Origin of the sequence: Bacillus cereus group sp. BceL220 (assembly GCF_051776965.1) — a bacterium.
In the GTDB taxonomy this organism is placed as follows: Bacteria; Bacillota; Bacilli; order Bacillales; family Bacillaceae_G; genus Bacillus_A; species Bacillus_A cereus.
The window spans coordinates 43,681-69,819 of the sequence record NZ_JBPWBC010000009.1 but is presented as its reverse complement, the minus strand read 5'-3'; the positions used below and the strand labels follow the sequence as shown (position 1 = coordinate 69,819).

Here is a 26,139-nt window from a genome sequence, read left to right as displayed (position 1 = left end):
AAGAAAAAGGCGTGATTATATCACGCCTTTTTCTTTTGCAGTAATAGTAAAAAAGTTTCAAGATGGTCTTTCGTTTCTTCTAAAGACCACATACGATTGCCTTGCTTCGCAGCTAATACACACGCCTCTTCCCACGCGTTCTTTTTCTTCATATTTATTAATTCATCACGTAATTTCAAAACAATTTCTTCGTCTTCTTGTTCAATAAACTCTTCCATCACGCTTACTATTTCATCCTCATGAACACTTAACGTACAGTACGATTTAAGAAAGTATTGTAATGTCGTATACATAATGTACTCCCCCTTCTTATTTATCAGATGGATAAGAAGTAATAATCTTAAACCCTAATTCTCCTGACTTATCTCTTGCTAAAACAGTAACAGTTTTTACCAACTTGTCTTTTACACTCATATTTTTCTTTATTACCGTTTTTCCAACCGGGAATGAATGTGTTGTATTTAGTACGAGACGAGCCTCTTTAGAATTTTTTAACCAGTCTTGAATTTCCTTATCATGCTGCTTCAAACTATCTTTTACAGCTTTCGTTGCTGTTTCCTTGTCATAGTATGTACTTGCTGCTGATACTTTATCTGTCTTCAAGCGATTCTTCAAATCTTCTTCTGATTTGCCTACATGTCTTTCAATCGTATGACCATTTTTAGGTGGCCCTTCCATTTCATCTAAAATATTATCACTAATTTTTTCTACTGATGTCGATTGATTCCCTGTTTGTTTCTCTGTTTTTTGTTCTTTTCCTGCACATCCACTTAAGATCAGCATTAGTGCCAATAAACCACTCAAGAAAAGACTACTTATTCGTTTCATCATATCACCTCTTTCATGATTATTATCGCAACTTCACTAAAAGTCAATTTCACAACGAAAAAATCTATCAGTTTTCATTTTTTTCATCTATTTTTCCATATTTACCCGCGTAATTTCATCAATCCTCTATTTTTCGACTTTTATAATATATACCCCCTATATTTTATGATTATTTCCCATATGAAAACACTGATAATATAACTATAAAACTCTTTCATACAAAGGTTTTTATAGTGTTTTTCAAAATATTTTAAAATACCCCTGTTTTTATATACCTAATACCCATATAAGGTATAAAGACTCCTTCTTATCAACGTTTTTCTACATTATGTAAATTTACCCTTGCCTATACAAACGAAATATGGTGTAATGCAAAAAAAGATAAAGGATTTTAAACAATGGCTGAAACGATTCAAAATTTCTTAACAGAATACTATTCAATCGCAATTCCACTTAGTATCTTAATTAACATCATCATTAGTCTTTTAGGCGTTATTCCTAGCATCTTTTTAACCGCCATTAATATACAGCTCTTCGGTGTAACAAATGGCACAATCATTTCGATCACAGGTGAGGCCTTAGGGGCTATTATCTCGTTTTATATTTACCGAATAGGCCTTCAAAAGTTCACTCACGATAAAGTAAATAAGTACCCAAAGGTAGAGCGTCTTCTTTATGTACAAGGTAGAGAGGCCTTTCTACTCGTTCTATCGTTTCGATTGATACCTTTCATCCCATCAAGTATCGTGACTTTATTTGCAGCTCTAGGGAAAATGTCATTACTCTCCTTCAGTATTGCCAGTACAATAGGTAAAATACCGGCATTATTGATTGAAGTATATTCGGCATATCATGTTATGAACGGAACAAATGAAGCGAAGTGGATTGTAACAATCGCAGGTTGCATTGGATTGTTCTATTTGTGGAAAAAATGGAGAAAAAAATAAAGAAGGAGCCTATGCTCCTTCTTTATTTTTGAAGTATTTTATTAATAGCTGTCCCTTAAATCCTTAATTTACACCAACAGCACTAAATGATTGCTTCACTGCATTTACTTCTGCAGAGCTAGCACCATATAAATCCGCTGCAGCTTGTACTGCACCAGCACGAGCTTGGCTAAATGTAGTAGATTGCGTGAAATATTGTGTGTTTGCACGGTAATAAATTGCACCTAACTTATCTTTACCAATGCCCGTTACAGTTACACCCGAATGCGTACCACCATTTGCTAATAAATAAGCTTGTTTGTTAATGATACCACTGTTTGTATGAACCCCACCGTTATCACTAGTACCAGTGTAACGCTTAGAATAATGGTCTGGGTCACCATATTTCGCTGGATCACTCATAGAGCGAAGCGCATCTCCTGCTTTACCAGGCGTGTAAATATCTTCACCAATCTCCCAATCTGGGTTACGGTTATCATAGAATTCTACTAAAGTACCAAAGATATCAGAAATCGCTTCATTTAACGCTCCTGATTCATTTTGATAAATTAAGTCCGAGCTATTTTCCGTAACAGCATGCGTTAATTCGTGACCAATTACGTCAATTCCACCAGATAATGAAGTGAATGTTACACCATCTCCATCTCCGTATACCATTTGTGAGCCGTTCCAGAATGCATTATTATACTTACTTCCGTAATGAACTGTTGATTTTAACGGTGCCCCTGCATCATTAATAGAGTTTCTATTAAATGTAGCTTTATAATAATCATATGTTTTACCTGCATAGTAATGAGCATCTACTGCCGCTGCATCATACGCTGCATTGAAAACATTATCTGCATCTAACCATAAAGTTCCTGGCAATGTAGTACGATTTTTCGCATCATATGTGAAAATCGTTGCTCCGCGCGTATTATCTTGTAAGTAGTAAGATGAGCCAGATAATGTTGTATTGAGTGATTTCGTATCTCCTAATACACCTTTACCAGTTCCTACTTTATTTGTTCCTGTTACAGGTTTTACTACTGCTTTCGCATCCTGTTTAGGAGCCTCTTGCTTAATTGGTGATTTATCTTCATTTGCTACATGATCCAATTTATTATATTTATTTAATACTTTACCGCTGTCTGCTTCAATGAAATAGTAGTAGTTTCCTGGACTTGGATCTAAGAAATTTAGATTTACAACATATGCATATGTTGTTTCTTCACCATTTTGATATACATATAAGTCCGCTTTTGGTTCTACCTCATATTTCGGTGTTACCCCTAAATCTTGCTGCGCGATTTCAATTGCTTTTGCGCCTTCAATCTTATTTTTATTTTTTAACTTTTCCTTTTTGTCTAAATCAGGTGCAACTGTTCCAGACAATACTTTTAAAGAACCGTCTTTACTTACGTGAGCTACTTGAGTAGAACCCCATACAGGTACTCCTTCGTAAACTTGTTGCATACGTACTACTGTTGAATCAGTTACAGCATCTTTCTTCACTTGTTTCACTTTGAAAGAATCTTGCGCACTCTTTTCCCCTAGCTTGTAATCACCTTTTGCTGCGTTTAAGTAATCAAACACAACAGATTCTGCTTTCTTACCAGTCGCTCCAGTTAAATCACCAGAAATAAACTCAGGTGACTGTACTGTCTCATTGTACTTCTTCGTAGAGAGTACATTTTTAGAATCCGCAAATGCAGAGCCTGTCCCTCCAAACGTTGTAACTGCCATTCCTGTCGCTAACACTAACGCTAAACTTTTCTTTTTCATGAACCTTCCCCCTAATAAAAATTTTTTTGAAAAAGAGTAGTTTCATATTAGCATTATGTTTCCACTATTAATATACTAAAAATTCAATTAATTTATTTCTCAAGTTTTGTAGAATTTTGAGGAACAAATAATGAAAAAACCCTTTCCGGTTGGAAAGGGGTTTCTTCATTATGAATTAATTTGTTCAACGGTTTTAGCTTCTTGACCAAGGACATCTGGTTTCCAAGCATACTGAATATCTAATACTATCGCCGCAATTGACATAATTACAAATGTTCCTACAATAAACTTTTTCATAATCTCACTCCTTTTTATTCTTCTAATAATTTTATTGCTAATTTATAATAATAATTACTTTCTTTAAAATCTGCGCATTCTTCTAAGTACTCCGCCAACTCTAAATATATAGTTTTCAAATCTTTTATATTGTTTTCAGCTTTAAAAAAAGGAACTACCTCTGTTTCCAAAAACCTTTTATAAGTATCTCTTTTTTCAAAATACTTATATTGTAAACTTAATAGTAAATATAACATTCCTTTGTATCTTTCAGCTTTCTTTGCAGCAAAAATACCTTTTTCAATCCATTTCTTCGCGTCTTCAAATTCTCCCAATTGAATACATTGTAAGGATAGTTCATACATAGCATCAATATAATTCATATCCTCTTCTTTTTTATACTTTAAACATTCTATATAGTACTCTTTTGCCTTCACATAATTCTTTTGACGGTAATACAAATAACCAATATTATTTAAAGCGATTGACATAATATTATCTTTATCCGCAAAAGAATTTGCTTCTCTTAGAATATGATTATAGATTTCCATCGCTTCATTATATTGTTTTTTTCGAGTATAACTAAATGCAATTAGAAATTTACAATTAATTATATTTCTAAACTTATACTCACTCTTAAAGCCTTCTAACGCAACATTGGCAAAGTATAAAGTCATGTGGTCTATTTCCATCTGACTATATGTGAGCGCTAAATTATAATATATCCCCGTTTCATAATAGCCCAGTGCCTTCGCCATGGTTTCCGTTTGCAGTAAGTACTCCAAAGCCTGTGTATATTTATACTGTAAAGAATATAATAACGCCCTACTATACGTATAAAGCATTTTTTGAAATGGTGAATATTTTTTATACACCTTTTTCAACTTATCCAATTCTTCTTCAAGAGCTACTAAGTCCCTTTTCATAATTAAATATCGCGTATACAGCAGTTTATAATAATTTATAATTTCAAAATCCAACACATGCTTCATTTCACCTTGCAACTCTTCATATATACGTTCTACTTGTTGCTTGTCTAAATGAACTAGTGCATTTAACCATTCATCTAGCTTCCCCTTCACATCTTCTTCTACATCTCTCAAATCCGTCACGGCAATTTCTAGTCTTGTGCAGAGCAATTGTAGAATTTCTTCTGATGCTTCGATCTTTCCATTTTCAATCTTACTTAAGTATGAGACAGAACAAATGCCCTGACATAATTCTTCTTGTGTCATTTTTTGCTGAAGCCGTTTGTAAAAGACTTGTTTGCCTATTTTTTCTAATGTTTGTTGCATTGTCCTCCTCCATTCTCATTACCCCATTACTCTAATAATACATAAAATTTGGAGAAATATAAATTGATAAATATAAATTTTCTAAAAAATATGCATAATTTCATTTTTTTCTCTCTTGACTTCACTTCAATATCTCTTCTTTGCTACGAATGGTGAAAAATTGGTATACTATAACCAAATTATGGAGGTGTTCTCGCGATGACTCATTATAAAGACGATAGTTATGCCTTACATACAGACCTATATCAAATCAACATGGCTTATACATATTGGAAAGATGGTATTCATAATCGCCGTTCCGTGTTTGATTTATACTTTCGAAAGCTTCCATTCGAGAACGGTTATGCTGTTTTTGCTGGCCTTGAGAAAATTGTAGAGTACATAGAAAATTTCAGCTTTACTGAAAGCGATATCGCTTATTTAGCAGAATTACAATTTGAAGAAGAATTCCTTCATTATTTACAAAATATGAAATTCACTGGGACGATTCGTAGTATGCAAGAAGGTGAAGTTGTATTTAATAACGAGCCTTTATTACGCGTTGATGCACCACTCGGTGAAGCACAAATTATTGAAACCGCTCTCTTAAATATTGTGAATTACCAAACATTAATTGCAACAAAAGCAGCCCGTATGAAACATGCTGCAAATAATGATGAGCTTTTAGAGTTCGGCACAAGACGTGCCCACGAGTTCGACGCTGCCCTTTGGGGGACGCGTGCTGCCTTTATTGGTGGTTTCTCCTCTACAAGCAATGTTCGTGCTGGGAAACGCTTTGGGATCCCTGTAGCTGGCACACATGCGCACTCGTTCGTTCAAGCATATCGCGATGAATACGTCGCATTTAAGAAATACGCTGAAACTCATAAAAAGTGCGTCTTTCTCGTTGATACATATGACACATTGAAATCTGGTGTTCCAAATGCAATTCGTGTTGCAAAAGAATTTGGGGATCGTATTGATTTCTATGGTATACGTCTTGATAGTGGTGATATGGCTTATTTATCGAAAAAGGCACGAAAACTACTAGATGAATCAGGGTTTACAAATACAAAAATTATCGCTTCTAGCGATTTAGATGAATACACAATTATGCACCTTAAATCTCAAGGAGCAAAAATTGACGTATGGGGCGTTGGGACGAAATTAATTACGTCCTTTGAGCAACCTGCATTAGGGGCTGTTTACAAACTAGTTGCGATTGAAGATACTGACGGAAAATTAAATGATACGATTAAAATTTCATCTAATCCTGAAAAAATTACCACTCCAGGACTGAAACGAATTTATCGTATTATCAATCGGGTTAACGATCATGCAGAAGGCGATTATATTGCGTTAGATTCTGAAGAACCTGGAAAAGAAGAGCGCTTAAAAATGTTCCATCCAGTTCACACATATATAAGTAAATTCGTAACAAACTTTGAAGCCCGTGAACTCCATAAAGACATTTTCGTTAACGGTGAAAGAACATATGAACTACCAAGTATATTAGATATTCAACAATATAATGAACAGAGTCTCGCTCTATTTTGGGAAGAATACATGCGAACTTTAAATCCCGAAGAGTATCCTGTCGATTTAAGCCAAGAATGTTGGGATCATAAAATGAATTACATTCAAACTGTTCGAGAACAAGTTGAAAAAAACATACAAAAGTAAACAGAGAAGTTTCTCCTTCTCTGTTTTTTTCAATACTATATGGATATTTGTAAAAAATATATTAAAATAATAAGACGAATGTTTTTTTATTTGCAAATTTTAATATTATACTATTTAAAAGTAAAATAATATTTGATATTATTTTATTGAATCAATTTCAACAAAATCACTAATAAAAAAGAGGACGCAGGTTGCGTCCTCTTTTTATAAATCCTTCACTCGTAATACACGCATTGCATTTAACACTGCAAGTAGTGTCACACCAACATCTGAGAAAACAGCTTCCCACATTGTTGCAATACCAAAGGCACCAAGTAATAGAACGATCCCTTTTACACCTAAAGCAAAGATGATATTTTGCCATACTATACTTCTTGTGCGTTTTGCAATTTTTACAGCTGTCGCAATTTTCGAAGGCTCATCAGTCATAATAACGATGTCTGCCGCTTCAATTGCTGCATCTGATCCTAAACCACCCATCGCAATACCAACGTCTGCACGGGCTAATACTGGTGTATCATTAATACCGTCACCAACGAAGGCAATTTTTTCTTTTCCGTGCTTCGCTGCATCAATTTTTTCAATCTCTTCTACTTTTTGTTGCGGTAGTAATTCCGCATGAACTTCATCTAAGCCTAATTCTTTACCGACAGCTTCACCAACTGTTTTTGCATCACCAGTTAACATTACTGTCTTTTTAATACCTAGTTCTTTTAACTTTTGAATCGCTTGTTTCGAATCCTCTTTCACCTCATCAGAGATAACAATATAACCTGCATATTTTCCATCTACAGCAACGTGAACTAATGTACCTACTGTTTCTGGTTGTTTAAATTCAATATTTTCTTTTCTCATTAATTTTGCATTACCTGCAAAAATTTCTTTTCCTTGTACTTTTACAACTGTACCGTGACCAGAAATTTCGTTATAATCATCGATTATTTTTTCATCAATTGATTTTCCATATGCCTTTCGAATAGATTGGGCAATCGGATGGTTAGAATACACTTCAGCAAATGCCGCATACTCTAATAACTCTTCGCTTGTAGTACCTTCACTCGGTTCCATTTTTGTAACTTTGAAAACACCTTTTGTTAATGTTCCTGTTTTGTCAAAAACAATATATTTTACATCATTTAAAGCTTCTAAATAGTTACTACCTTTTACTAACACACCACTTTTAGATGCACCACCGATACCTCCAAAGAATCCAAGGGGAATGGATACAACTAACGCACATGGACAAGAGATTACTAAGAACACTAAAGCTCTATAAATCCACTCAGAGAATGTAGCCCCTTCTAAAATAAGCGGTGGAATAAACGCCATGATCGCAGCTGTAATAACTACAACTGGAGTGTAGTAACGCGCAAACTTCGTAATAAAATTTTCTGTTGGTGCTTTTTTACTGCTTGCATTTTGAACTAAATCTAAAATTTTCGATACAGTTGATTCACCGAATTCTTTTGTAACTTCAATTGTCAACACGCCGTTTTGGTTCACAAAACCACTTAATACATCATTTCCAACTTCAACTTCACGTGGTACAGATTCACCAGTTAATGCTGAAGTATCTACCATTGATGTTCCTTCAATTACTTTTCCGTCTAATGGTACTTTCTCACCTGGCTTAACGATAATATAATCGCCAATTTGTACATCTTCTGGTGATACTTGTTTCGTTTCATTCCCAATCTTTACATTCGCATAATCAGGACGAATATCCATTAATGAAGTAATTGATTTTCGAGAGCGGTTTACCGCAATGCTTTGGAATAGTTCTCCTACTTGATAAAATAGCATTACTGCTACGGCTTCTGAATATTGCTGAATTGCAAAGGCTCCTACAGTTGCAATTGCCATTAAGAAGTTTTCATCAAATACTTGGCCGCGAGTTATGTTTCTTACCGCTCTCCAAACGATATCTCCACCTATTAATAAATAAGCAAGGACGAATAACGGAATTGTTACCATTTGTGGTAAGCTCGCTAATGCAGCAATTGCTGTCAAAATTCCGCCGACCACTAATCTCCCTACCATCTTTTTCACGTTTGCTTCACCATGATCGTGACTATGTCCGTGGTCATGACCGTTCTTCTCTTCACGAACAACTTTCACATCTGGCTCTAACTTTTGAACGACATTTGTTATATTTGCTACAGTTGCTTCTAGTTCTCTTTTATTCGCAACTTCTACTCGTAGTTTCTTCGATACGAAATCAACAGTTGCTTCTGAGACAGCTGGCATTTCCTTCACTTTATTTTCAATTTTCATTGCACAGTTCGCGCAATCTAAACCTTCTAATATAAATACTTCTTTAGCAATTTTATTTTTTTGCTCTTCTTGCACTTTAATATGCGGTTCTAATTTTGTAACGAGTTGTTTTGCTTCCGTAACAACTTCGTTTTCTTTATTTTGTGCTGTTTCTAAGATCATTGTCTTTGTTGCGAAGTTTACAGAGCAAGAATTTACTCCTTCTATATTCCCAACACCTTTTTCAATTTTCATTGCACAATTCGCACAATCTAAACCTTCTAACATCAGTTTCTTTTTCACTAACGCTTCAGCCATCGTTCTCCCTCCTCGCGTTCTTTTTATTCTTCTTCGTTTACGTGTTCAAACGCTTGCTCGAAGATATGAATTACGTGCTGGTCAGCTAACGAATAATAAACAACCTTTCCTTCTTTACGATTCTTCACAAGTTTCGCTTGCTTTAACACACGAAGCTGATGCGAAATAGATGATTGTGTCATTCCTAATAAATAAGCTAAATCACAAACGCACATTTCAGCTTCAAATAGCGCATGTAATATTCTCGTACGTGTACGGTCACCTAATACTTTAAATAGTTCTGCTACTTTACTTAAACTTTCATCAGTTGGAATTGTTTGTTTTACTTGCTCAACAACTTCTTCATGAATTATCGTTTGAGAACATGTCTCTTGTGGTGTTTCTACTTTATTTCCAGCCATTATAGCTCACCTCTTTAATTGAACATATGAACAATCATTCATATATCTTATACTCTTATTATATGAGCGCCTACTCATATGTGTCAATGAAATCTGAATTTTTTTATGAACATTCCGTTCATATTTTAATAAGTCATATACATATTTTCCGCATCCTCTATATTCTCATACAAAAAAGGATGTACAATTCGCACACCCCTTTTTACTTACTTTTCATTTTTCACCGCATCCACAATTAAAGAAACAAATCCTAACTGATTATCCCGATTTCTATGGTCAAAACGTTTCGATCGATAAATAAATCCATCTTTCTCATTCCAATCACTATAGTGGAACTTACCATTCTCACCACAGTATTCCAAAAGCCTCACTTGAAAACCTGCTGATTCAAACATGGACGTGATTGTTTTGTAGTTATGAACAATTTTATGGCTTGCTGCAGGATGATCTAATGGACCAGGTCCACCTACTTGTACCCCTTGCTGATATTCTTCATCTGGAAAAAATGCATCTGGTACTGCACAACGAATATATCCATTCTCTATTAAAAATTCATAACAAATTTTTGCAGCTTCAATTCCTTCTTCATATGATAAATGCTCCCATACATGTTCTGCCAAAATTACCGATAAAGAATTAGGTTGAAATTTATCAAGCCAGGTTTCTCTTCGTACTAAATTTAATTCTTCTTCATTCGTATGTAACCAACCAGGGTTATTATTATACCCCTCTGCTCCCACAACAACTTTCGTTTCTTGCATTTTGCTCCCACCCTTTTTCATATTCCGACATAAAAATTCAACAAAGTAATATACATTCCCTTTATTTCAACAAAAGAAAAAGCCTTGCGCGCTCCCTAGACGCACAAGGCTTACTGTGTTATATCCCTTTAATTAGCTTGTTCTAAATTATCCTGCGAACTTCCATCGTCTTTTAAATGACTATGTTTTTTCGAATAAACAAAGTATACAACTACTCCAATCGCTAACCAAATACCAAAGTATATCCATGTTGTTAACGGTAAATTTACCATTAAGAATAGACAACATGCAATTGAAATAATCGGTAAGATCGGTACAAGTGGTACCATAAATCCACGTTGTAATTTCGGGTGCGTTTTACGAAGAATGATAACAGTTACACCAACCATGGCGAATGTTAATAACGCTCCAATATTCGCTAAATTCGACAATTCTTTTAAATCGATAAATCCAGCAATTAAAGCACTACCAATTCCTGTTAACCAAACTGAAAATGTTGGCGCTTCAGTCTTCTTGTTAATTTTCGCAAAAGATTTCGGTAATAAACCGTCACGACTCATTGCAAAGAATACACGTGTTGTCGCATAAATGTAAGCGAAAATTACAGCCATAATACCGATTACAGCTCCAATAGCAATTACACCAGCCACTTTATCTTGTCCTACAACTTCTAACACATATGCCATAGCTTCAGGTACATCTAATTCCTTATAAGAAACCATGCCTGTCATAACAAGACAAACTACAACATAAATGATTGTACAAATGACTAACGAAGCAATAATACCAATTGGTAGATCACGTTGTGGATTTTTTACTTCTTCAGCAGAAGTTGCTAATGCATCAAATCCTAAGAAAGCAAAGAATACTGCTGCTCCCCCTGCGAACACTCCACTTAAACCGTAAGGTGCAAATGGTATCCAGTTTTCTGGTTTCACGTAGAATACACCAACTGCAATGAATAAAACAACAATACCAATTTTAATTAATACCATTATGTTATTCACACGCTTACTTTCTTTCGTACCTCGTGATAATAACCAAGTTATCACTAACGTAACGATAACTGCTGGTAAGTTTACCATACCACCTTGCGCTGGAATCGTTAGCAACGCTTTCGGAATTTCAAGTCCCAGTCCACTCACTAAATTATTGAAATAACCCGTCCATCCGCCAGCTACTGCGGCAGTCGTTACGACATATACGGATAACAATGTCCATCCCATTAAATGAGCAACAAACTCACCAATTGTTGCATACGAATATGTGTACACACTACCTGAAACAGGAAGTGTAGATGCAACTTCTGCATAACATAATGCTGCAAATCCACAAACAATTGCTGCAATCATAAATGAAAAAATAACTGCTGGACCAGCATCTCTTGCTGCTACTAATCCAGTTAATACTAGAACTCCTGTACCAATTATCGCACCAATCCCTAGCATTGTTAGGTCAAATGCCCCTAGCGTTTTCGTCAAAGTTTTACTTTTACTTTCCCCTAACAATTGCGTAACGGATTTCTTTTTAAATAGGTTGGCCACGATGTATGCCCCCTTTTACTAAGAAGAGCTAAGAGGTATTATCTCTTAGCTCTTATCATGTTGTATTATATATTGTTCGATTTTGTTTTGTATAATGCTTCTATTAGCAAGATACTGTTTCTGCTTCTAATAATTCTTTAGCACCTTTGTACTCTACACCGTGAGCTTCTGCAACTGCTTCAAATGTTACATAGCCATCTAATGTGTTAATACCTTTTAGTAATGCAGAGTTGCCTAGGCAAGCTTCTTTGTAGCCTTTGTTAGCAATTTGTACTGCATATGGTACTGTTACGTTTGTTAATGCAAGAGTTGATGTACGTGGAACCGCACCTGGCATGTTTGCAACTGCATAATGAACAACGCCGTGTTTTTCGTAAGTTGGGTTATCATGAGTTGTAATACGGTCAGTTGTTTCGAAAATACCACCTTGGTCAATCGCGATATCTACAACAACAGAACCTGGTTCCATTGATTTAATCATTTCTTCTGTTACAAGTTTTGGAGCTTTTGCACCTGGGATTAATACTGCACCGATTACAAGATCAGACTCTTTTACAGCTTCTGCAATATTGTAAGGATTAGACATTAAAGTTTTTACTTGGTTTCCGAAAATGTCATCTAATTGACGAAGACGTTCTGCGCTTAAGTCGATGATTGTTACATCCGCACCTAGTCCAACTGCAATTTTAGCAGCATTTGTACCAGCTTGTCCACCACCGATGATTGTTACTTTACCACGTTTAACTCCTGGAACACCTGCAAGTAAGATACCTTTACCGCCTTTGTTTTTCTCAAGGAATTGCGCACCAATTTGTGCAGCCATACGACCAGCTACTTCACTCATAGGTGCAAGTAATGGTAGAGAACGGTTTTCTAATTGTACTGTTTCATATGCAATCGCAACAACTTTCTTCTCAATTAACGCTTTTGTTAATTCTGGCTCTGGAGCTAAGTGTAAGTATGTGAATAAGATTAAGCCTTCACTGAAGTGTTTGTATTCGCTTTCAATTGGTTCTTTAACTTTCATAACCATTTCCATGTTCCAAGCTTCTTCAGCTGTATCAACAATTTTTGCTCCCGCTTCAACATATTGAGCGTCTGTGAAACCAGATCCTAAACCTGCACCCTTTTGAATGAATACTTCGTGATTGTTACGAATTAAATGTACAACACCTGCTGGTGTCATTGCCACACGGTTTTCGTTGTTTTTAATTTCTGCTGGTACCCCAATACGCATAATGAAATGCCCCCTTATAATTAACAGAAAAAAGAGATTCTTTTTTCTTTTTGTAATAATTAATAACTTATGTCCTTATTCTAGCATAACTTAAAAGTTATGAAAACGCTAACATATCATTTTTCTAAAGTTTATATATTTAGAATAGTGTAAATATATAAAACATTGATTCTATTAGGGGTTTCGTGACATTCCATTATCTTTCACTCAATTTTTATTATACTTCTTCAAAATAAACAGTAATCATTTATTATTTGACAATAATGTAACAATGTAAAAAACTAAGCGATAACGTATACATATACAGTTATTAATTTACTTAATACTTTAGAGATATATTCTTTTCACAAAAAAACAGCTGCTAGCATTTAGCTAGCAGCTGGGTAACTTATAAATAATTTTAAAAACAAATCATCTGTCGTTTCAGTAATTTTATCAAACAGATCACTTTCTTCCGCTTCTTGCTCTTTTAACATCTTAATTGTTTCACGTGCATCTTCAGGGTAATCAGTTATGATACCATCTACGTTTAACTTATAATATGCCTTTAAATTTTCCATATCATTTACTGTCCATACGTAAATTGGTTTGTTTAACTTCCTTGCTTCTTTTACTAATTTCTTATTTAACATATATTCTTCTGCTACGTAAAAGTCAGCCTTCACATTCTTTAAGTTAGCTCTACTTGCATACAATATATACCCTACTTTTATATCTGGATTTGCACGCTTAAACTCTTTAATAAGCGGATAGTGTAACGTTTGAATTACACATTGCTTCTCAAATTCATTATCTTTAATCGTTTTTAAGACTTTGTTTACAAAGTCTTTTTCGCCCCCATGAAGCTTCACTTCTATATTAAGTTTGATTTTGCCATTTGCTAGCTTAATGATTTCATCAAGTGTACTTATTTGTCCTGAAAGTCCATCTTGACTAAGGGTAAGCTGCCTTAACTCAGCCATCGTTAAATCTGACACATGCACATTTGCATTTGCGAGACGTTTCAGCTTCAAATCATGTATAACCGCTAGTTCACCGTCTTTCGTTTGTAATACATCTATTTCAGCGTAGTCTGCTTTTGCATCAATAGCACCTTGCACAGCTTCTTTCGTATTTTCTACGCCTTTTGATATATACCCGCGGTGCGCCATAATAATCGGTTCTTTATACGAATTTGAAATAAACGTTACAATGAAGGCAACGACCATTCCCGCAGTAATAATCCCTACAATGTATACGCCAATGAATTTCCAACGATGTTTTTGGAAGAAACATTTATCTGCTTTCGTTTTCGAATAATCTAATCCTTCTTCTAATAAAACATCTTCAACCGGTACCTTTTGTAAGTATAATCGCGTAATCGCCATAATATAAAATGGCGTCACGATAAAGCTGAATAAATACAATGTGCTCGTTAAAAATACAGAAATCGTTGATTCAGCTAATAATGCAAATGTTCCTTTCGGGTTTGTAAATTCATAAACACCCCATAGGCACAATAAATATATTCCCAAAAATACGACATATACAATTCCAATTGAAATAAAAAATCCTACTAAAAAGAGTAGTACTTTAAAAAAGCTTTCCTTTACTAAATTTGCACTTTTACGTGCTGCCACGCGAAATGATTTTTGCTCTAAAACAACAATAGGTAGAACGAAAATCCATCGAAGATTCAAATACGCGACTACAGCAAAGAACGTGTAATAACCAACTTGCCCCATCGTTGTCTTAAACAGTTCTCCTGTAATAAAGTTAGGAATTTGAATTTGCGGGATTAATGCCGTTTCATATCCCATATTTAAAAGAGGCAACAATACGACAGCATATAAAATAAATCCCGGTAAGCAATATGTGAAAAGAGTAGGTAAATACGTTACCGTTTTATATAAAATCGGACGTAATTTCACCTTCTGTCTTTTATGAGCGAAATACGAAATAATAATAAGCACCGCAAATTCCGTAAAGATAAGAAACAGTGCTAACAATGATAAAATTACGATTGCTAAGATGCCATAAGGCGTCTTTAAAAACGCTAATAATTCATCATTTGTCGCATTTGCATAACCACCAAAATACAATAACTTATTAAAAATAATTCCAAATAGCGGAACAAACACAATCGCTGCTAATAATTTATAAGCAAGTTGAAAAGTTAATACATTCCAAAAAGCAAATTTAACTGTTTGAAAGGAATGTCTCATTACTCCTGGTATAGATAGTTTTTTACGGTGTTGCATATATTCCTCCAAATTCTAAAACGGTATTTGAGATGGATTCCATATTTCCAGTTCTAATCCATCTTTTTAATAATAATATATTCCGCTTAACATGAACACTCTTATACATATAATGAAAAAAGTGATGGCTACTTCCCATCACTTTTTCATTTATTCTATTTTTTCTCTAGCCCTTGTCCAAATGCTTTCAAGAAGCTAAAACCGAATGTAATAGCTCTATTGATATCTGGATCTTTTAATACTTTAAAGAAATCCATCACTTTTGTTTTTTTGCCACTATTTAATTCATCTGTTGCAAATTGCAATCCTGTAACTAAACTTGACGTAATTTGCTTCGTTATTTCTGGGTCAACTGAAGATAACGCTTCTCCTGCCCCCATCATATTATTTAACGCATTTTTAACGGGTTCACGATTTAATTGCTCCACAGCGATTTTTGAAACATCTTCCTTCGCAGCAAGTAAACTAATTGCCGCATCTAATATACCAGCCTTCTGCAACTGTGCTAAAAGCTGCATCGTTTCTTCTACTGCTTCACGATTATTAGATAGCTCATTTAGAAGTTCATCTGCTACTTGCTGTTTCTGTTCTTCCTCTGTTACAACTTTCTTTTTAATTACAGTAATTTCTTTCGCCACTCTCTCCGCCCCCTAGTCCACAAGTGATACGTATTGTTTTCTTTGCCATTTTTGCTGGATTTCAACACCGTTTTGCGGATTACGCTTTTTATCTCTCGGGTTTGAAGATGGTAACGGACGATTCCCTTTTTCACGTAGTACACGCATCTTTACCATCGTTTGTTTGTACGCTGGTGTACACGTATAAAGATCTGTCGCCGTTCCAGTTAAAATATTGATTGCCTCTTCATTTACCGTTGCATGCATCGGTAAATATAGCTCTTTCCCCGTTACACGATCTGTAACAAGTGCCTGTACTTTAATTTTCCCAAATGGTGATGCTAATTCTACAAGACCACCATCTTTCACATTGCGCTCTAGGGCAAGTTCAGGCGAGATTTCAACGAACACTTCAGATACTTTAGATAAAATACCAGCCGATTTATTCGTCATATTCCCTTCATGGAAATGTTCTAACATACGACCATTATTTAAAAGTAAATCATACTCATCTGGCGCTACAACTGGTGGTACCCATTCATCTAATGATAGACGAGCTAGTTTATCTGGGAAGTTAAATCCGTCCACATATAATAGTGGTGTATCGCTGCCATCATGGCTACCCCAACATAAACTATTCCATCCTTCTAAACGATCGTATGTTGCCTGAGAATATAAAGGTGCAAGCGATGCAATTTCATCCATGATTTCACTTGGATTTTCATAATTCCAGTCCCCGCCAAGTGCACGAGCTACTTTTTGTAAAATCCACCAGTCTGGCTTTGAATCACCAAGCGGCTTCAATACTTCATATAATCTTTGAATACGGCGCTCTGTATTCGTAAATGTTCCCTCTTTTTCTAAGCTTGGTGCTGCCGGTAAAATAACATCAGCAAAACGAGCTGTTTTCGATAAGAACATATCTTGAACAACAAGGAAATCTAAATTCGCTAAAATATGTTGTACATGGTTGGCATTCGAATCTACTAAAGCCATTTCTTCACCCATAACATACATACCACGCAGTTTTCCTTCATCTGCCGCAAGTAACATTGCAATATTATTTAAGCCTGGTGCTTTCGGAATTGTAGTACCGTATGCTTTTTCAAATTTCGCACGGAGCGCATCATCTGAAACTGCTTGGTAACCTGGAAGCCAGTTTGGTAATGTTGCCATATCACAAGCGCCTTGTACGTTATTATGTCCGCGTAATGGATATGCTCCTGCACCAGGACGACGATAATTACCCGTAACAAGCAATAGATTTGAAATTGCTGCTGAAGTTGTACTTCCTCCAGTATTTTGAGTTACACCCATTCCCCAAAGTACACAAGTACCATCTGCTTCATATACCATACGAGCCATTTCTTTCAGATTTTCTTTCGAAATCCCCGTAATTTCTTCTGTATAATCAAGCGTATACTTTTCTACCATTTTGCTATATTCATCAAAATTCTTCACATTTTCAGCTATGAACTTTTTATCGTGCCAATCTTGATCAATAATATATTTCGTAATACCAGCGAGCCATACATAATCAGTTCCTTGGCGCGGATGAATGAATAAATCCGCACGCTCTGCCATTTCATGTTTACGAAGGTCCGCCACAATTAATTTTTGGTTATGTAATTTATGAGCACGTTTTACACGCGTTGCAAGTACAGGATGTCCTTCTGTTGGATTTGCTCCAACGATAATGACAAGGCCTGCTTCCGCAATATCCTTCACTGTTCCAGCGTCCCCTCCCATACCGACAGTTTTAAATAAACCATCTGTTGCTGGAGATTGACAATAACGGGAACAGTTGTCTACATTATTCGTTCCATATATTTGACGGGCTAGTTTTTGCATAAGATAATTTTCTTCATTCGTTACTTTCGAAGAAGAAATAAATCCAAATGCATCACTTCCATATTCTGATTTAATATGCTGCATATTGGATGCAACAACTTCAAGAGCCTCTTCCCATGAAGCTTCAACAAACATATCTCCTTGGCGAATTAATGGCTTTGTAATACGATCTTCACTGTTTACAAAATCCCATCCAAATTTTCCTTTTACACATGTGGAAATACCGTTAACCGGCGCATCTGAAACAGGCTGTACTTTCAAAATGTGGCGGTCTTTCGTCCATACTTCAAATGAACAACCTACACCACAAAATGTACAAACTGTTTTTGTTTTATTCACTTTCGTCTTACGCATCGCAGCCTCTACTTCTGAAACTGCTAAAATACTACTATATCCAGGCTCTACATCCTTTACAAAATCAATCATCGGATCTAACACATCTGGTTTCAATCCAGTCATGAATCCGGCTTCACCCAGCATTGTTTTTTCCATTAACGCATTACATGGACATACTGTTACACACTGTCCACAACTTACACAAGATGAGTCATTTATACTTACACCATTGTCCCATATAACACGTGGACGGTCTAAGCTCCAATCAATCGATATAGTTTCATTCACTTGTAAGTTTTGACATACTTCTACACACTGCCCACAAGCAATACATTGATTTGGATCATATCGATAAAATGGATGTGACATATCCACTTCACACGCACTTACTTTTGGCTCATACGGATATTTCTGTTCCTCAATTCCCATCATATGTACTGTATTATGGACTTTACAGTTACCATTATTGTTATCACAAACGGTACAATACAGTAGATGATTCTCTAATATTCGATCCATTGCCTCAGTCTGTGCCTCTTTTGCACGCTGGGACTGCCTTTCGATATGCATACCGTTCTCTAATTTCGTTGAACAAGCACGCAATAACTTTCCATTTACTTCTACAATACACGTATCACAAGTTTGAATTGGATCTACTTCTGGTACATGACAAATTTGAGGATGTTCCAAATTACTCTCGTTAAATAATTGTAGTATCGTCTTTTCACCTGATGCAGAAAATTCTTTACCATCGACGGTTACACGGACTGTCTGTTCTGCCATAGTTTCCCCTCTCCTTACAACCAACTGTACAACACAATTATGAATCCGTTTTCAAAACCGCATTACTGTACATATTTTTGAAACGCTCTACCCAAATACTTTCTTATGAAGTCGATTCTAGATGTTATAAGGTATAACTACGAAAGCTTGAAAATATCACTATTCTACAGTTCTATTATATCGTACATATACAATAATAACCAAAATAATCTGTGATCTTCTTGTTAATAGGTGTTTTTATTTTTCCCATTGTTTTATGATAAATGTGGGAGAGAAATACATATAAAAGGGGAATTAAATATGGGGCCTACGCAAGAGACTTATACAATTGTACGTTATCAATCTGGTACATTTTCAAAACAACTTGACGAGATTGTTACAGAATCTCCTATTACTATTAAATTGAATGGTGAAGAATATGTAACAGTCGTATGCACACCAAATTATATTGAAGATATGGTAATTGGTTTTTTAATTTCTGAGGGGATTATTTCTTCCTATAACGATGTTGAAGAACTATGGGTTCAAAAAGATAACGGAATTGTCCATGTAAAATCATCAAAAGTGAATCCGCTCTATCGAACTTTATATAATAAACGATACATCACTTCTTGCTGCGGAAAAGGTAGACAAGGTTTTATTTTCGTAAACGATGCGGCAAAAGCAAAAGACTTACATGATATACATGTAAAAATTACTCCTGAAGAATGTTTTTACTTAATGAATACTTTACAACAATCTTCCACTACCTTTCGCCAAACTGGTGGTGTTCACAATACCGCGCTATGTGATCGAAATAATATCCTTCTATCAAGAATGGATATCGGAAGACATAATGCATTAGACAAAATATACGGTCATTGTTTACGCAATGATATATCTGTTAAAGGAAAAATTATCGCATTTAGCGGACGTATTTCATCCGAAATTTTACTCAAAGTTTCAAAAATCGGATGTGAAATTGTTCTATCTAAATCTGCCCCAACAAAACTAGCATTGCAACTTGCTCACGATTTAGGCATTACAGTCGTAGGATTTATTAGAAATGAATCTTGTAATATTTACACACATCCACATCGAATTGATGGTTATCAATCGAATAACTAAAATAACTCCTCAATCGAGGAGTTATTTTAGTTATAAAAATGTAACATATTAAACACTTGAATAGTTAATAAAGTTAATATATAATTTCATTACATAATTAAAACAAAACATTGTAGCATATATCTTTTCATTCTTTTACAAATTAAAAGAGACTTCTAACAAAACGCATACACATTCTTATAAAAGTAATGGATTTATTTTATTTAAAATCGACCAAGGAGGTTACAACGATGGAAATTCGCTTATTAACGACAGAGGACGCAGAAATATATTTAAAAGTTTGTATGGAAGGTTTAACGAAGAACCCGGAAGCTTTTAGCTCTTCTTATGAAGATGTTCTTAAACATGAGGATCCTGTAGCTGCTATGGCAAAACGATTAAGCAATCCGGATAAGTATACTCTAGGGGTCTTCAAAGATAACGATTTAATTGGTATCGCTACTTTAGAAACAAAGCCTTTCATTAAACAAGAACATAAAGCAAAAATTGGCTCCGTTTTTGTTTCCCCAAAAGCGCGTGGCCTTGGAGCAGGACGAGCTCTAATTAAAGCAATTATTGAAAATGCCGATAAATTACATGTAGAACAACTTATGCTCGATGTTGTAGTTGGTAACGATGCAGCAAAAAAATTATATGAGTCATTAGGTTTCCAAACTTACGGCGTACAAGAGCGTTCATTAAAACATAACGGTCAATATTGGGACGAGGAACATATGGTTCTGTTCTTAAATGATTAATACTTCAATATAAGGTGAAACTTTACTCAGTGGGGGAGTTTTCCAAAAACATCTTTCTTAATAAGAAAGATGTTTTTTTCATTACAACAATGTAATCTTCATGTCACCTTTATCGATCGTACCAAACCTTTCCATTCATTATACTAAAAATATAAAGTGAAACTTTACTCAGTGGGGAACTACATCCCACGCTGATCGCATGTACTTGATATGTAGAGGAGAATGTGACATGAAACAAAACAAACGAGCTATGCTTTTAATATTTACTACAGCAATTGTAACTTCTGGATTAGCAATTTTACCTTGGTTTATTATATGAACACTCCCCCTAACAATGAAAAAAGCTGATTGCTTCTTAAGAAGCAATCAGCTTTTTTTATATTATAAAATCCCCAAAATTTTATTTACGCAACTTATAATAATAACCATAGATACGGCAACGCACATGACAACCGTATTACGATCTTGCTTTTCTTTTTTTGAAATTTCTTCTTTTGAATTCATGTGTATGATCTCCTTTTAAAAAAAGTGTGAGATAGGAAATTTTTCTTATCCGATGCGAGGTGAATACGAAAACCCTCTCTATCTCACATACACAATAGAATGGAATTGTCATTTTATAAATAAAATGACATGACGTTATGTCGCAACATAGGGTATTTTGTGTCGCTACGTTTTCTATTATAAAAAATAGTTGTGCAAAACTAGTGCATTTTTTATGTCAATTACTCTGAGCGAAAAAATCAGCCCTCCATTCAATCACATAAAAAGAGTTTTTTATTATTTTCATGTAAACTATACAAGTAGAATGAACAGTTTGGGGTGCACAAGATTATGGTAAAAATTTTATTAGTAGACGATGAAGAACGTATGTTACGATTATTAGATCTGTTCTTAAGCCCTCGCGGCTATTTTTGTATGAAAGCTACCTCTGGCCTTGAAGCACTAAAATTAATCGAACAAAAAGAATTCGATATTATTTTATTAGATGTTATGATGCCAAATATGGATGGATGGGATACTTGCTATCAAATTCGTCAAATTTCCAACGTTCCTATCATTATGTTAACAGCTCGCAACCAAAACTACGATATGGTGAAAGGCCTCACGATGGGCGCAGATGATTATATTACAAAACCATTTGATGAGCATGTATTAGTCGCGCGAATCGAGGCTATATTACGCCGTACAAAAAAAGATGGCTTTGTTAGTTTCAATGGTATTGAGTGGGATAAAACGAAACATACTGTCACAGTTTATGATGAAAAAATCTCGCTAACTCCTATCGAATTTTCGTTACTCGGGCTATTTTTGCAAAATACAAACCGTGCTTATAGCCGAGATGATTTAATCGAAAAAATTTGGGGCTATGAAACAGATATCGAATATAGAACAATTGACTCACACATTCGTAATATCCGTGATAAACTACGCAAAAAAGGATTTCCGATTGAAGATTACCTAGAAACGGTCTATAAAGTCGGATATAAATGGAAAAGTGAATAATTACTTCGGTCAGTGGGAAATCGTATACCACTGACTCTTTATTATGAATAAGGTATGGTGAAAAAATGAGTAAACTTTCCCTTAAAATTGGGACATACTTTTTAATATTAGCTTTATGTATTGAAACAATTGCTTTCGTATCTTTTTATAAAAGCCTTTCAAAAATGCGTATTGTAGAGGAAACAGATGCTCTTTTAGAGAAAGGTAATCGCTATAGTAAAAAAATTAAAAGCCGCGAGAGACGGGATGAATATTATAAAGAAATGAAACACGCTGAACATAATAAAAATCCTAAACGTCCTGTGTACCCTGAGTTCGATATTACGAATGAGGCTGCACACTTAGTTGAATCGGAATCAATTTCTAACTCCGATATAGCTATCATTATTACTGACCATAACGGCAAAATTATTTCCACCTCAGAACCCGTAACAAAAGATATGCAAAAACAACTTACTTGTAAAACAGAAACTGTCCCAGACGGCGGCTTAGTCGTTGAAAGGAACTGGAAAAAATCAAAGTTCATCACAACAGTAAGCCCACTTAACACAACAAAGTTTCAAGGAAAGCTATATATGTTATTAAAAACATCTTTCCTAGAAAATATGTTGCTTAAACTCATGAACCAATTTCTTATCATTAGCGTTTTAACAATTATTTTAACAACAATTTCTGTCTTTGTTTTTTCACGCGTTATTACAGAACCACTTGTAAAAATGAAAAGAGCGACAGAAAAAATGTCAAAATTAAACAAGCCAATTCAATTAGGTATTAAACGAAATGATGAACTCGGTAGTTTAGCAAAAACAATTGAAGATTTATCGAGTGAACTTACGTATATGAAAAAAGAGCGCAATGAATTTCTCGCTAGTGTCGCTCATGAACTATTAACTCCATTGACCTATATGAAAGGTTATGCAAAGGTAGCAAAGAGAGACTCTTTAACAAAAGAGGAGCGAGAAGAATACTTACAAATCATTGAGGATGAAACGGATAGTGTAACCGATCTCGTCCAAGATTTATTTATGCTTGTACAATTAGAACAACACCAATTTGTTATAAAAAAACAAAAAGTACTTCTTCAGCCATTTTTAGAACGAATGGTAGAAAAAACAAAAACAACATTAACAAATAAGCAAATGCAGCTTCATGTATATTGCAAAGATGATTTAGAAGTTTGCATAGACGAAAGACGTATGGAACAAGTTATGTTAAATTTATTACACAACGCTTATCAACATTCGCCAGAAAACACATCTATTACGATACGTGTACTCATGAAAACAGATTCTTTTACAATAAGTGTACAAGATGAAGGTGAAGGTATTCCTGAAGAAGATATCCCGCATATTTTTGACCGCTTTTATCGTGTCGATAAATCTAGAACACGAGCTACAGGCGGAAAAGGTATCGGGCTAGCTGTTGCAAAGGAAATTGTAGAATTGCATAACGGTTCTATTCTAGTAACAAGCCAATTAGGAGCAGGAACAAACTTTATAATTGAACTACCTTTTGAGTAATATGCGTGTGAAAACACCAGTAGTAGTAAACACTACTGGTGTTATTTTGTTCATAAAAACAGCTGATATAAGCTAAGCTTTTGAAATTATTCTTATTTCAATATAAAATAAAGGTACATTTGCAAAGATTTGGAGGGTGATATAATTGGATATCCATGTATTAACAAAAGACGAAGCAGAAATTTACTTAGAACTTCGCGTAGAAGGATTAAAGCAAAACCCTGAAGCATTCAGCTCTTCTTATGAAGATATTATTAATAAAGAGTGTGCGATTGAATATAAAGCACAAAAATTAGCACAAGATGAAAACTATACGCTAGGTGCATTTAAAGATGGAAAATTAATCGGGGTTGCAACACTGGAAACGAAACCATATGTAAAACAAGAACATAAAGCTAAAATCGGTTCTGTATATGTATCTCCCAAAGCGCGCGGACTTGGAGCAGGAAAAGCACTTATTAAAGAATGTCTTGAGCTTGCTAAATCTTTAGAAGTAGAACAAGTTATGCTTGATGTTGTTGTTGGCAACGATGGAGCGAAAAAACTTTATGAATCATTAGGTTTTAAAACATTCGGTGTACAAGAACGTTCATTAAAATATAACGGACAATATTGGGACGAAGAGCATATGGTCTTATTCTTAGATGAAAATAAATAATAAAAAACATCCTCATGTTTGGAGGATGTTTTTTACTTTCTTGTAAACCATGCCGTGTGTAATAATTGAATCGCTTTCGCAATTTCTTCCTCTGATAATATCGCAAACCCAAGTAAAACTACATTTTCAGGTGCAGTATCGTCTTTATAGTACGTAGACACAGGATATATTTTGATACTATGTTTCGCAGCTTCTTGAATTAATTCTTCTTCCCGCATTCCATTATGCACTTTTAATAAAATGTGTAATCCCGAATCTTCTCCTATCACTTCAACACGATTAGAGAAATACTTCTCTATTTCAAAAACAAGTCGATCTCTCTTCTTTCGGTAGACGACACGCATTTTATGAATATGTTTTTCCCAATAGCCTTCATTTAAAAATCTTCTAATCACTTCTTGGTCCATTCTTGAAACACTTTGTGTATAAAATAAATATTGCTGTTGATACTTTTTAATTAATTTCTTCGGCAACACCATATAGCTCATCCGTAGCGATGGCAATAATGCTTTAGATAGCGTCCCCATATAAATAACTTTCCCCTCTGTATCTAACCCTTGCAGCGCCGGTATAGGCTTTCCAGAATAGCGAAATTCACTATCATAATCATCTTCAATAATATACCTGCTCTCTTCTTTCTTTGCCCATTGTAAAAGCTGCACCCTTCTCGTAATAGGCATAATCATTCCATATGGAAACTGATGGGAAGGTGTAACAAATACAACATTCGCATTGCTATTTTCTAAATCTGCAATACAAATTCCATCTCTATCTAAAGATAACATTTGGACTCTTGCTTCTCCCTGTTCAAAAACAACCATCTTCCTATGATACCCTGGGTTTTCAACTGCATAATTGCTTCCCTTTAACAATTGAAACAATAGTTTCACTAATATTTGTGTTCCCGCTCCTAATACAATTTGACTAGCTGAACAACGCACACCTCTAGATTCATACAAATAATTCGCAATCTCTTCTCTTAAGCTTGCTTCTCCTTGAGGGTGTCCTAGAAAGAGAAGTTCGTTATTATGCGGCTGCCATACTTCATTTACAATTTTCCGATACATATTGAATGGAAAAGCATTTGTATCAATTCCTGTTTGTGTAAAATCAAATTTATAACTCTTCTCCTGAAACGGTACTTCTTCTATTCTATCTCCGCTATCCTCTACATGAACCATTTGCTCAATCTTGCATACAAAATAACCTTTTCTCGATATCGACTCAATATAACCTTCTGCAAGTAATTGTTCGTACGCTGCCTCTACTGTATTTTTACTTACTTGTAAATGTATCGCTAACTTTCGCTTAGCCGGTAATTTCGTAAAAGGGACAATCGATCCATCTTTAATCTCTTTTTTTATATACTCATACAATTGCACATACAATGCCTTTTTACTATTCATATTTAAATTAGGCGTTAATTCTAACATAATATCTGACCCCTTAATAAAACTAAAATCTGATACTTTTTATAGTACCAGAAGTTATATATAAT

At 34.9% G+C, this 26,139-nt stretch carries 22 protein-coding genes; 7 read left to right on the top strand and 15 right to left on the bottom strand.

Annotated elements, in window-relative coordinates; translation table 11 throughout:
* Positions 1–20: 20 nt before the first annotated feature.
* Positions 21–293: a hypothetical protein gene (locus tag ACS2FK_RS21425; RefSeq protein ID WP_023521032.1), complete on the bottom strand. Its 273-nt coding sequence runs from the start codon at positions 291–293 to the stop codon at positions 21–23.
* 16 nt (positions 294–309) lie between these two features.
* Positions 310–828, bottom strand: coding sequence for an RNase A-like domain-containing lipoprotein (locus tag ACS2FK_RS21420; RefSeq protein ID WP_000822706.1), 519 nt, complete (start codon positions 826–828; stop codon positions 310–312).
* Positions 829–1,226: 398 nt separating this feature from the next.
* On the opposite strand from ACS2FK_RS21420, the gene ACS2FK_RS21415 reads away from it, so the two are divergent.
* Entirely contained in the window at positions 1,227–1,775 is a 549-nt protein-coding gene (locus ACS2FK_RS21415; protein WP_063546424.1) for a TVP38/TMEM64 family protein, read from the top strand.
* Between the two features lie 63 nt (positions 1,776–1,838).
* On the opposite strand, the gene ACS2FK_RS21410 is transcribed toward ACS2FK_RS21415, so the two are convergent.
* From ACS2FK_RS21410 to ACS2FK_RS21400, 3 genes are all read right to left on the bottom strand, one after another.
* Positions 1,839–3,539, bottom strand: a complete 1,701-nt coding sequence (locus ACS2FK_RS21410) for a M4 family metallopeptidase (protein ID WP_000730375.1) — start codon at positions 3,537–3,539, stop codon at positions 1,839–1,841.
* 168 nt (positions 3,540–3,707) lie between these two features.
* Complete coding sequence (locus ACS2FK_RS21405; protein WP_000713580.1) at positions 3,708–3,836, bottom strand: NprX family peptide pheromone; 129 nt, start codon at positions 3,834–3,836, stop codon at positions 3,708–3,710.
* Between the two features lie 14 nt (positions 3,837–3,850).
* A complete protein-coding gene (locus ACS2FK_RS21400) occupies positions 3,851–5,110 on the bottom strand; it encodes a tetratricopeptide repeat protein (protein ID WP_061661011.1) in 1,260 nt (419 codons plus the stop codon).
* A 198-nt stretch (positions 5,111–5,308) separates the two neighbouring features.
* Between ACS2FK_RS21400 and ACS2FK_RS21395 the strand changes: the two genes are divergently transcribed.
* Positions 5,309–6,772 carry a nicotinate phosphoribosyltransferase gene (locus ACS2FK_RS21395; protein WP_000150180.1) on the top strand — a complete coding sequence of 488 codons (1,464 nt, stop codon included), beginning with the start codon at positions 5,309–5,311 and terminating at the stop codon, positions 6,770–6,772.
* 204 nt (positions 6,773–6,976) lie between these two features.
* On the opposite strand, the gene ACS2FK_RS21390 is transcribed toward ACS2FK_RS21395, so the two are convergent.
* From ACS2FK_RS21390 to fdhF, 8 genes are all read right to left on the bottom strand, one after another.
* Positions 6,977–9,343 carry a heavy metal translocating P-type ATPase gene (locus ACS2FK_RS21390; RefSeq protein WP_000796571.1) on the bottom strand — a complete coding sequence of 789 codons (2,367 nt, stop codon included), beginning with the start codon at positions 9,341–9,343 and terminating at the stop codon, positions 6,977–6,979.
* A 23-nt stretch (positions 9,344–9,366) separates the two neighbouring features.
* Entirely contained in the window at positions 9,367–9,744 is a 378-nt protein-coding gene (locus tag ACS2FK_RS21385) for an ArsR/SmtB family transcription factor (protein ID WP_000918378.1), read from the bottom strand.
* A gap of 206 nt (positions 9,745–9,950) precedes the next feature.
* Positions 9,951–10,505, bottom strand: a complete 555-nt coding sequence (locus tag ACS2FK_RS21380; protein WP_063546422.1) for a class I SAM-dependent methyltransferase — start codon at positions 10,503–10,505, stop codon at positions 9,951–9,953.
* 128 nt (positions 10,506–10,633) lie between these two features.
* Positions 10,634–12,049: an amino acid permease gene (locus ACS2FK_RS21375; RefSeq protein ID WP_001284897.1), complete on the bottom strand. Its 1,416-nt coding sequence runs from the start codon at positions 12,047–12,049 to the stop codon at positions 10,634–10,636.
* A 103-nt stretch (positions 12,050–12,152) separates the two neighbouring features.
* Positions 12,153–13,286 (bottom strand): alanine dehydrogenase, encoded by a 1,134-nt coding sequence (gene ald, locus ACS2FK_RS21370; RefSeq protein ID WP_001219741.1) that lies wholly within the window; start codon positions 13,284–13,286, stop codon positions 12,153–12,155.
* A 368-nt stretch (positions 13,287–13,654) separates the two neighbouring features.
* Positions 13,655–15,526, bottom strand: coding sequence for a glycerophosphodiester phosphodiesterase (locus tag ACS2FK_RS21365; RefSeq protein WP_001164720.1), 1,872 nt, complete (start codon positions 15,524–15,526; stop codon positions 13,655–13,657).
* 155 nt (positions 15,527–15,681) lie between these two features.
* Complete coding sequence (locus ACS2FK_RS21360) at positions 15,682–16,164, bottom strand: DUF1641 domain-containing protein (protein ID WP_001040540.1); 483 nt, start codon at positions 16,162–16,164, stop codon at positions 15,682–15,684.
* 12 nt (positions 16,165–16,176) lie between these two features.
* Positions 16,177–19,113, bottom strand: coding sequence for a formate dehydrogenase subunit alpha (gene fdhF, locus ACS2FK_RS21355; protein WP_063546420.1), 2,937 nt, complete (start codon positions 19,111–19,113; stop codon positions 16,177–16,179).
* 300 nt (positions 19,114–19,413) lie between these two features.
* Between fdhF and fdhD the strand changes: the two genes are divergently transcribed.
* Together fdhD and ACS2FK_RS21345 are read left to right on the top strand one after the other, a co-directional pair.
* Positions 19,414–20,220 carry a formate dehydrogenase accessory sulfurtransferase FdhD gene (fdhD, locus tag ACS2FK_RS21350; RefSeq protein ID WP_063546418.1) on the top strand — a complete coding sequence of 269 codons (807 nt, stop codon included), beginning with the start codon at positions 19,414–19,416 and terminating at the stop codon, positions 20,218–20,220.
* Positions 20,221–20,450: 230 nt separating this feature from the next.
* Positions 20,451–20,957 (top strand): GNAT family N-acetyltransferase, encoded by a 507-nt coding sequence (locus ACS2FK_RS21345; protein WP_000405875.1) that lies wholly within the window; start codon positions 20,451–20,453, stop codon positions 20,955–20,957.
* Positions 20,958–21,338: 381 nt separating this feature from the next.
* On the opposite strand, the gene ACS2FK_RS21340 is transcribed toward ACS2FK_RS21345, so the two are convergent.
* Positions 21,339–21,461 carry a hypothetical protein gene (locus tag ACS2FK_RS21340; RefSeq protein ID WP_001085006.1) on the bottom strand — a complete coding sequence of 41 codons (123 nt, stop codon included), beginning with the start codon at positions 21,459–21,461 and terminating at the stop codon, positions 21,339–21,341.
* 330 nt (positions 21,462–21,791) lie between these two features.
* On the opposite strand from ACS2FK_RS21340, the gene ACS2FK_RS21335 reads away from it, so the two are divergent.
* The 3 genes from ACS2FK_RS21335 to ACS2FK_RS21325 all read left to right on the top strand — a co-directional run bounded on the left by ACS2FK_RS21335 (position 21,792) and on the right by ACS2FK_RS21325 (position 24,641).
* Positions 21,792–22,463, top strand: a complete 672-nt coding sequence (locus ACS2FK_RS21335; RefSeq protein ID WP_000238956.1) for a response regulator transcription factor — start codon at positions 21,792–21,794, stop codon at positions 22,461–22,463.
* Between the two features lie 65 nt (positions 22,464–22,528).
* Positions 22,529–23,983 (top strand): HAMP domain-containing sensor histidine kinase, encoded by a 1,455-nt coding sequence (locus tag ACS2FK_RS21330; RefSeq protein WP_063546416.1) that lies wholly within the window; start codon positions 22,529–22,531, stop codon positions 23,981–23,983.
* Between the two features lie 145 nt (positions 23,984–24,128).
* Positions 24,129–24,641, top strand: a complete 513-nt coding sequence (locus tag ACS2FK_RS21325; RefSeq protein WP_000351212.1) for a GNAT family N-acetyltransferase — start codon at positions 24,129–24,131, stop codon at positions 24,639–24,641.
* Between the two features lie 32 nt (positions 24,642–24,673).
* Here the strand turns inward: ACS2FK_RS21325 and ACS2FK_RS21320 are convergent, their stop codons facing one another.
* Positions 24,674–26,074, bottom strand: coding sequence for a PLP-dependent aminotransferase family protein (locus ACS2FK_RS21320; RefSeq protein WP_063546414.1), 1,401 nt, complete (start codon positions 26,072–26,074; stop codon positions 24,674–24,676).
* Between the last annotated feature and the right edge of the window lie 65 nt (positions 26,075–26,139).

Excerpts from the sequence above, each read along its gene's own strand:
- ACS2FK_RS21425 (WP_023521032.1), bottom strand. The coding sequence starts at position 293 with ATGTATACGACATTACAATACTTTCTTAAATCGTACTGTACGTTAAGT.
- ACS2FK_RS21420 (WP_000822706.1), bottom strand. The coding sequence starts at position 828 with ATGAAACGAATAAGTAGTCTTTTCTTGAGTGGTTTATTGGCACTAATG.
- ACS2FK_RS21415 (WP_063546424.1), top strand. The coding sequence starts at position 1,227 with ATGGCTGAAACGATTCAAAATTTCTTAACAGAATACTATTCAATCGCA.
- ACS2FK_RS21410 (WP_000730375.1), bottom strand. The coding sequence starts at position 3,539 with ATGAAAAAGAAAAGTTTAGCGTTAGTGTTAGCGACAGGAATGGCAGTT.
- ACS2FK_RS21405 (WP_000713580.1), bottom strand. The coding sequence starts at position 3,836 with ATGAAAAAGTTTATTGTAGGAACATTTGTAATTATGTCAATTGCGGCG.
- ACS2FK_RS21400 (WP_061661011.1), bottom strand. The coding sequence starts at position 5,110 with ATGCAACAAACATTAGAAAAAATAGGCAAACAAGTCTTTTACAAACGG.
- ACS2FK_RS21395 (WP_000150180.1), top strand. The coding sequence starts at position 5,309 with ATGACTCATTATAAAGACGATAGTTATGCCTTACATACAGACCTATAT.
- ACS2FK_RS21390 (WP_000796571.1), bottom strand. The coding sequence starts at position 9,343 with ATGGCTGAAGCGTTAGTGAAAAAGAAACTGATGTTAGAAGGTTTAGAT.
- ACS2FK_RS21385 (WP_000918378.1), bottom strand. The coding sequence starts at position 9,744 with ATGGCTGGAAATAAAGTAGAAACACCACAAGAGACATGTTCTCAAACG.
- ACS2FK_RS21380 (WP_063546422.1), bottom strand. The coding sequence starts at position 10,505 with ATGCAAGAAACGAAAGTTGTTGTGGGAGCAGAGGGGTATAATAATAAC.
- ald (WP_001219741.1), bottom strand. The coding sequence starts at position 13,286 with ATGCGTATTGGGGTACCAGCAGAAATTAAAAACAACGAAAACCGTGTG.
- ACS2FK_RS21365 (WP_001164720.1), bottom strand. The coding sequence starts at position 15,526 with ATGCAACACCGTAAAAAACTATCTATACCAGGAGTAATGAGACATTCC.
- fdhF (WP_063546420.1), bottom strand. The coding sequence starts at position 19,113 with ATGGCAGAACAGACAGTCCGTGTAACCGTCGATGGTAAAGAATTTTCT.
- fdhD (WP_063546418.1), top strand. The coding sequence starts at position 19,414 with ATGGGGCCTACGCAAGAGACTTATACAATTGTACGTTATCAATCTGGT.
- ACS2FK_RS21345 (WP_000405875.1), top strand. The coding sequence starts at position 20,451 with ATGGAAATTCGCTTATTAACGACAGAGGACGCAGAAATATATTTAAAA.
- ACS2FK_RS21340 (WP_001085006.1), bottom strand. The coding sequence starts at position 21,461 with ATGAATTCAAAAGAAGAAATTTCAAAAAAAGAAAAGCAAGATCGTAAT.
- ACS2FK_RS21335 (WP_000238956.1), top strand. The coding sequence starts at position 21,792 with ATGGTAAAAATTTTATTAGTAGACGATGAAGAACGTATGTTACGATTA.
- ACS2FK_RS21330 (WP_063546416.1), top strand. The coding sequence starts at position 22,529 with ATGAGTAAACTTTCCCTTAAAATTGGGACATACTTTTTAATATTAGCT.
- ACS2FK_RS21320 (WP_063546414.1), bottom strand. The coding sequence starts at position 26,074 with ATGTTAGAATTAACGCCTAATTTAAATATGAATAGTAAAAAGGCATTG.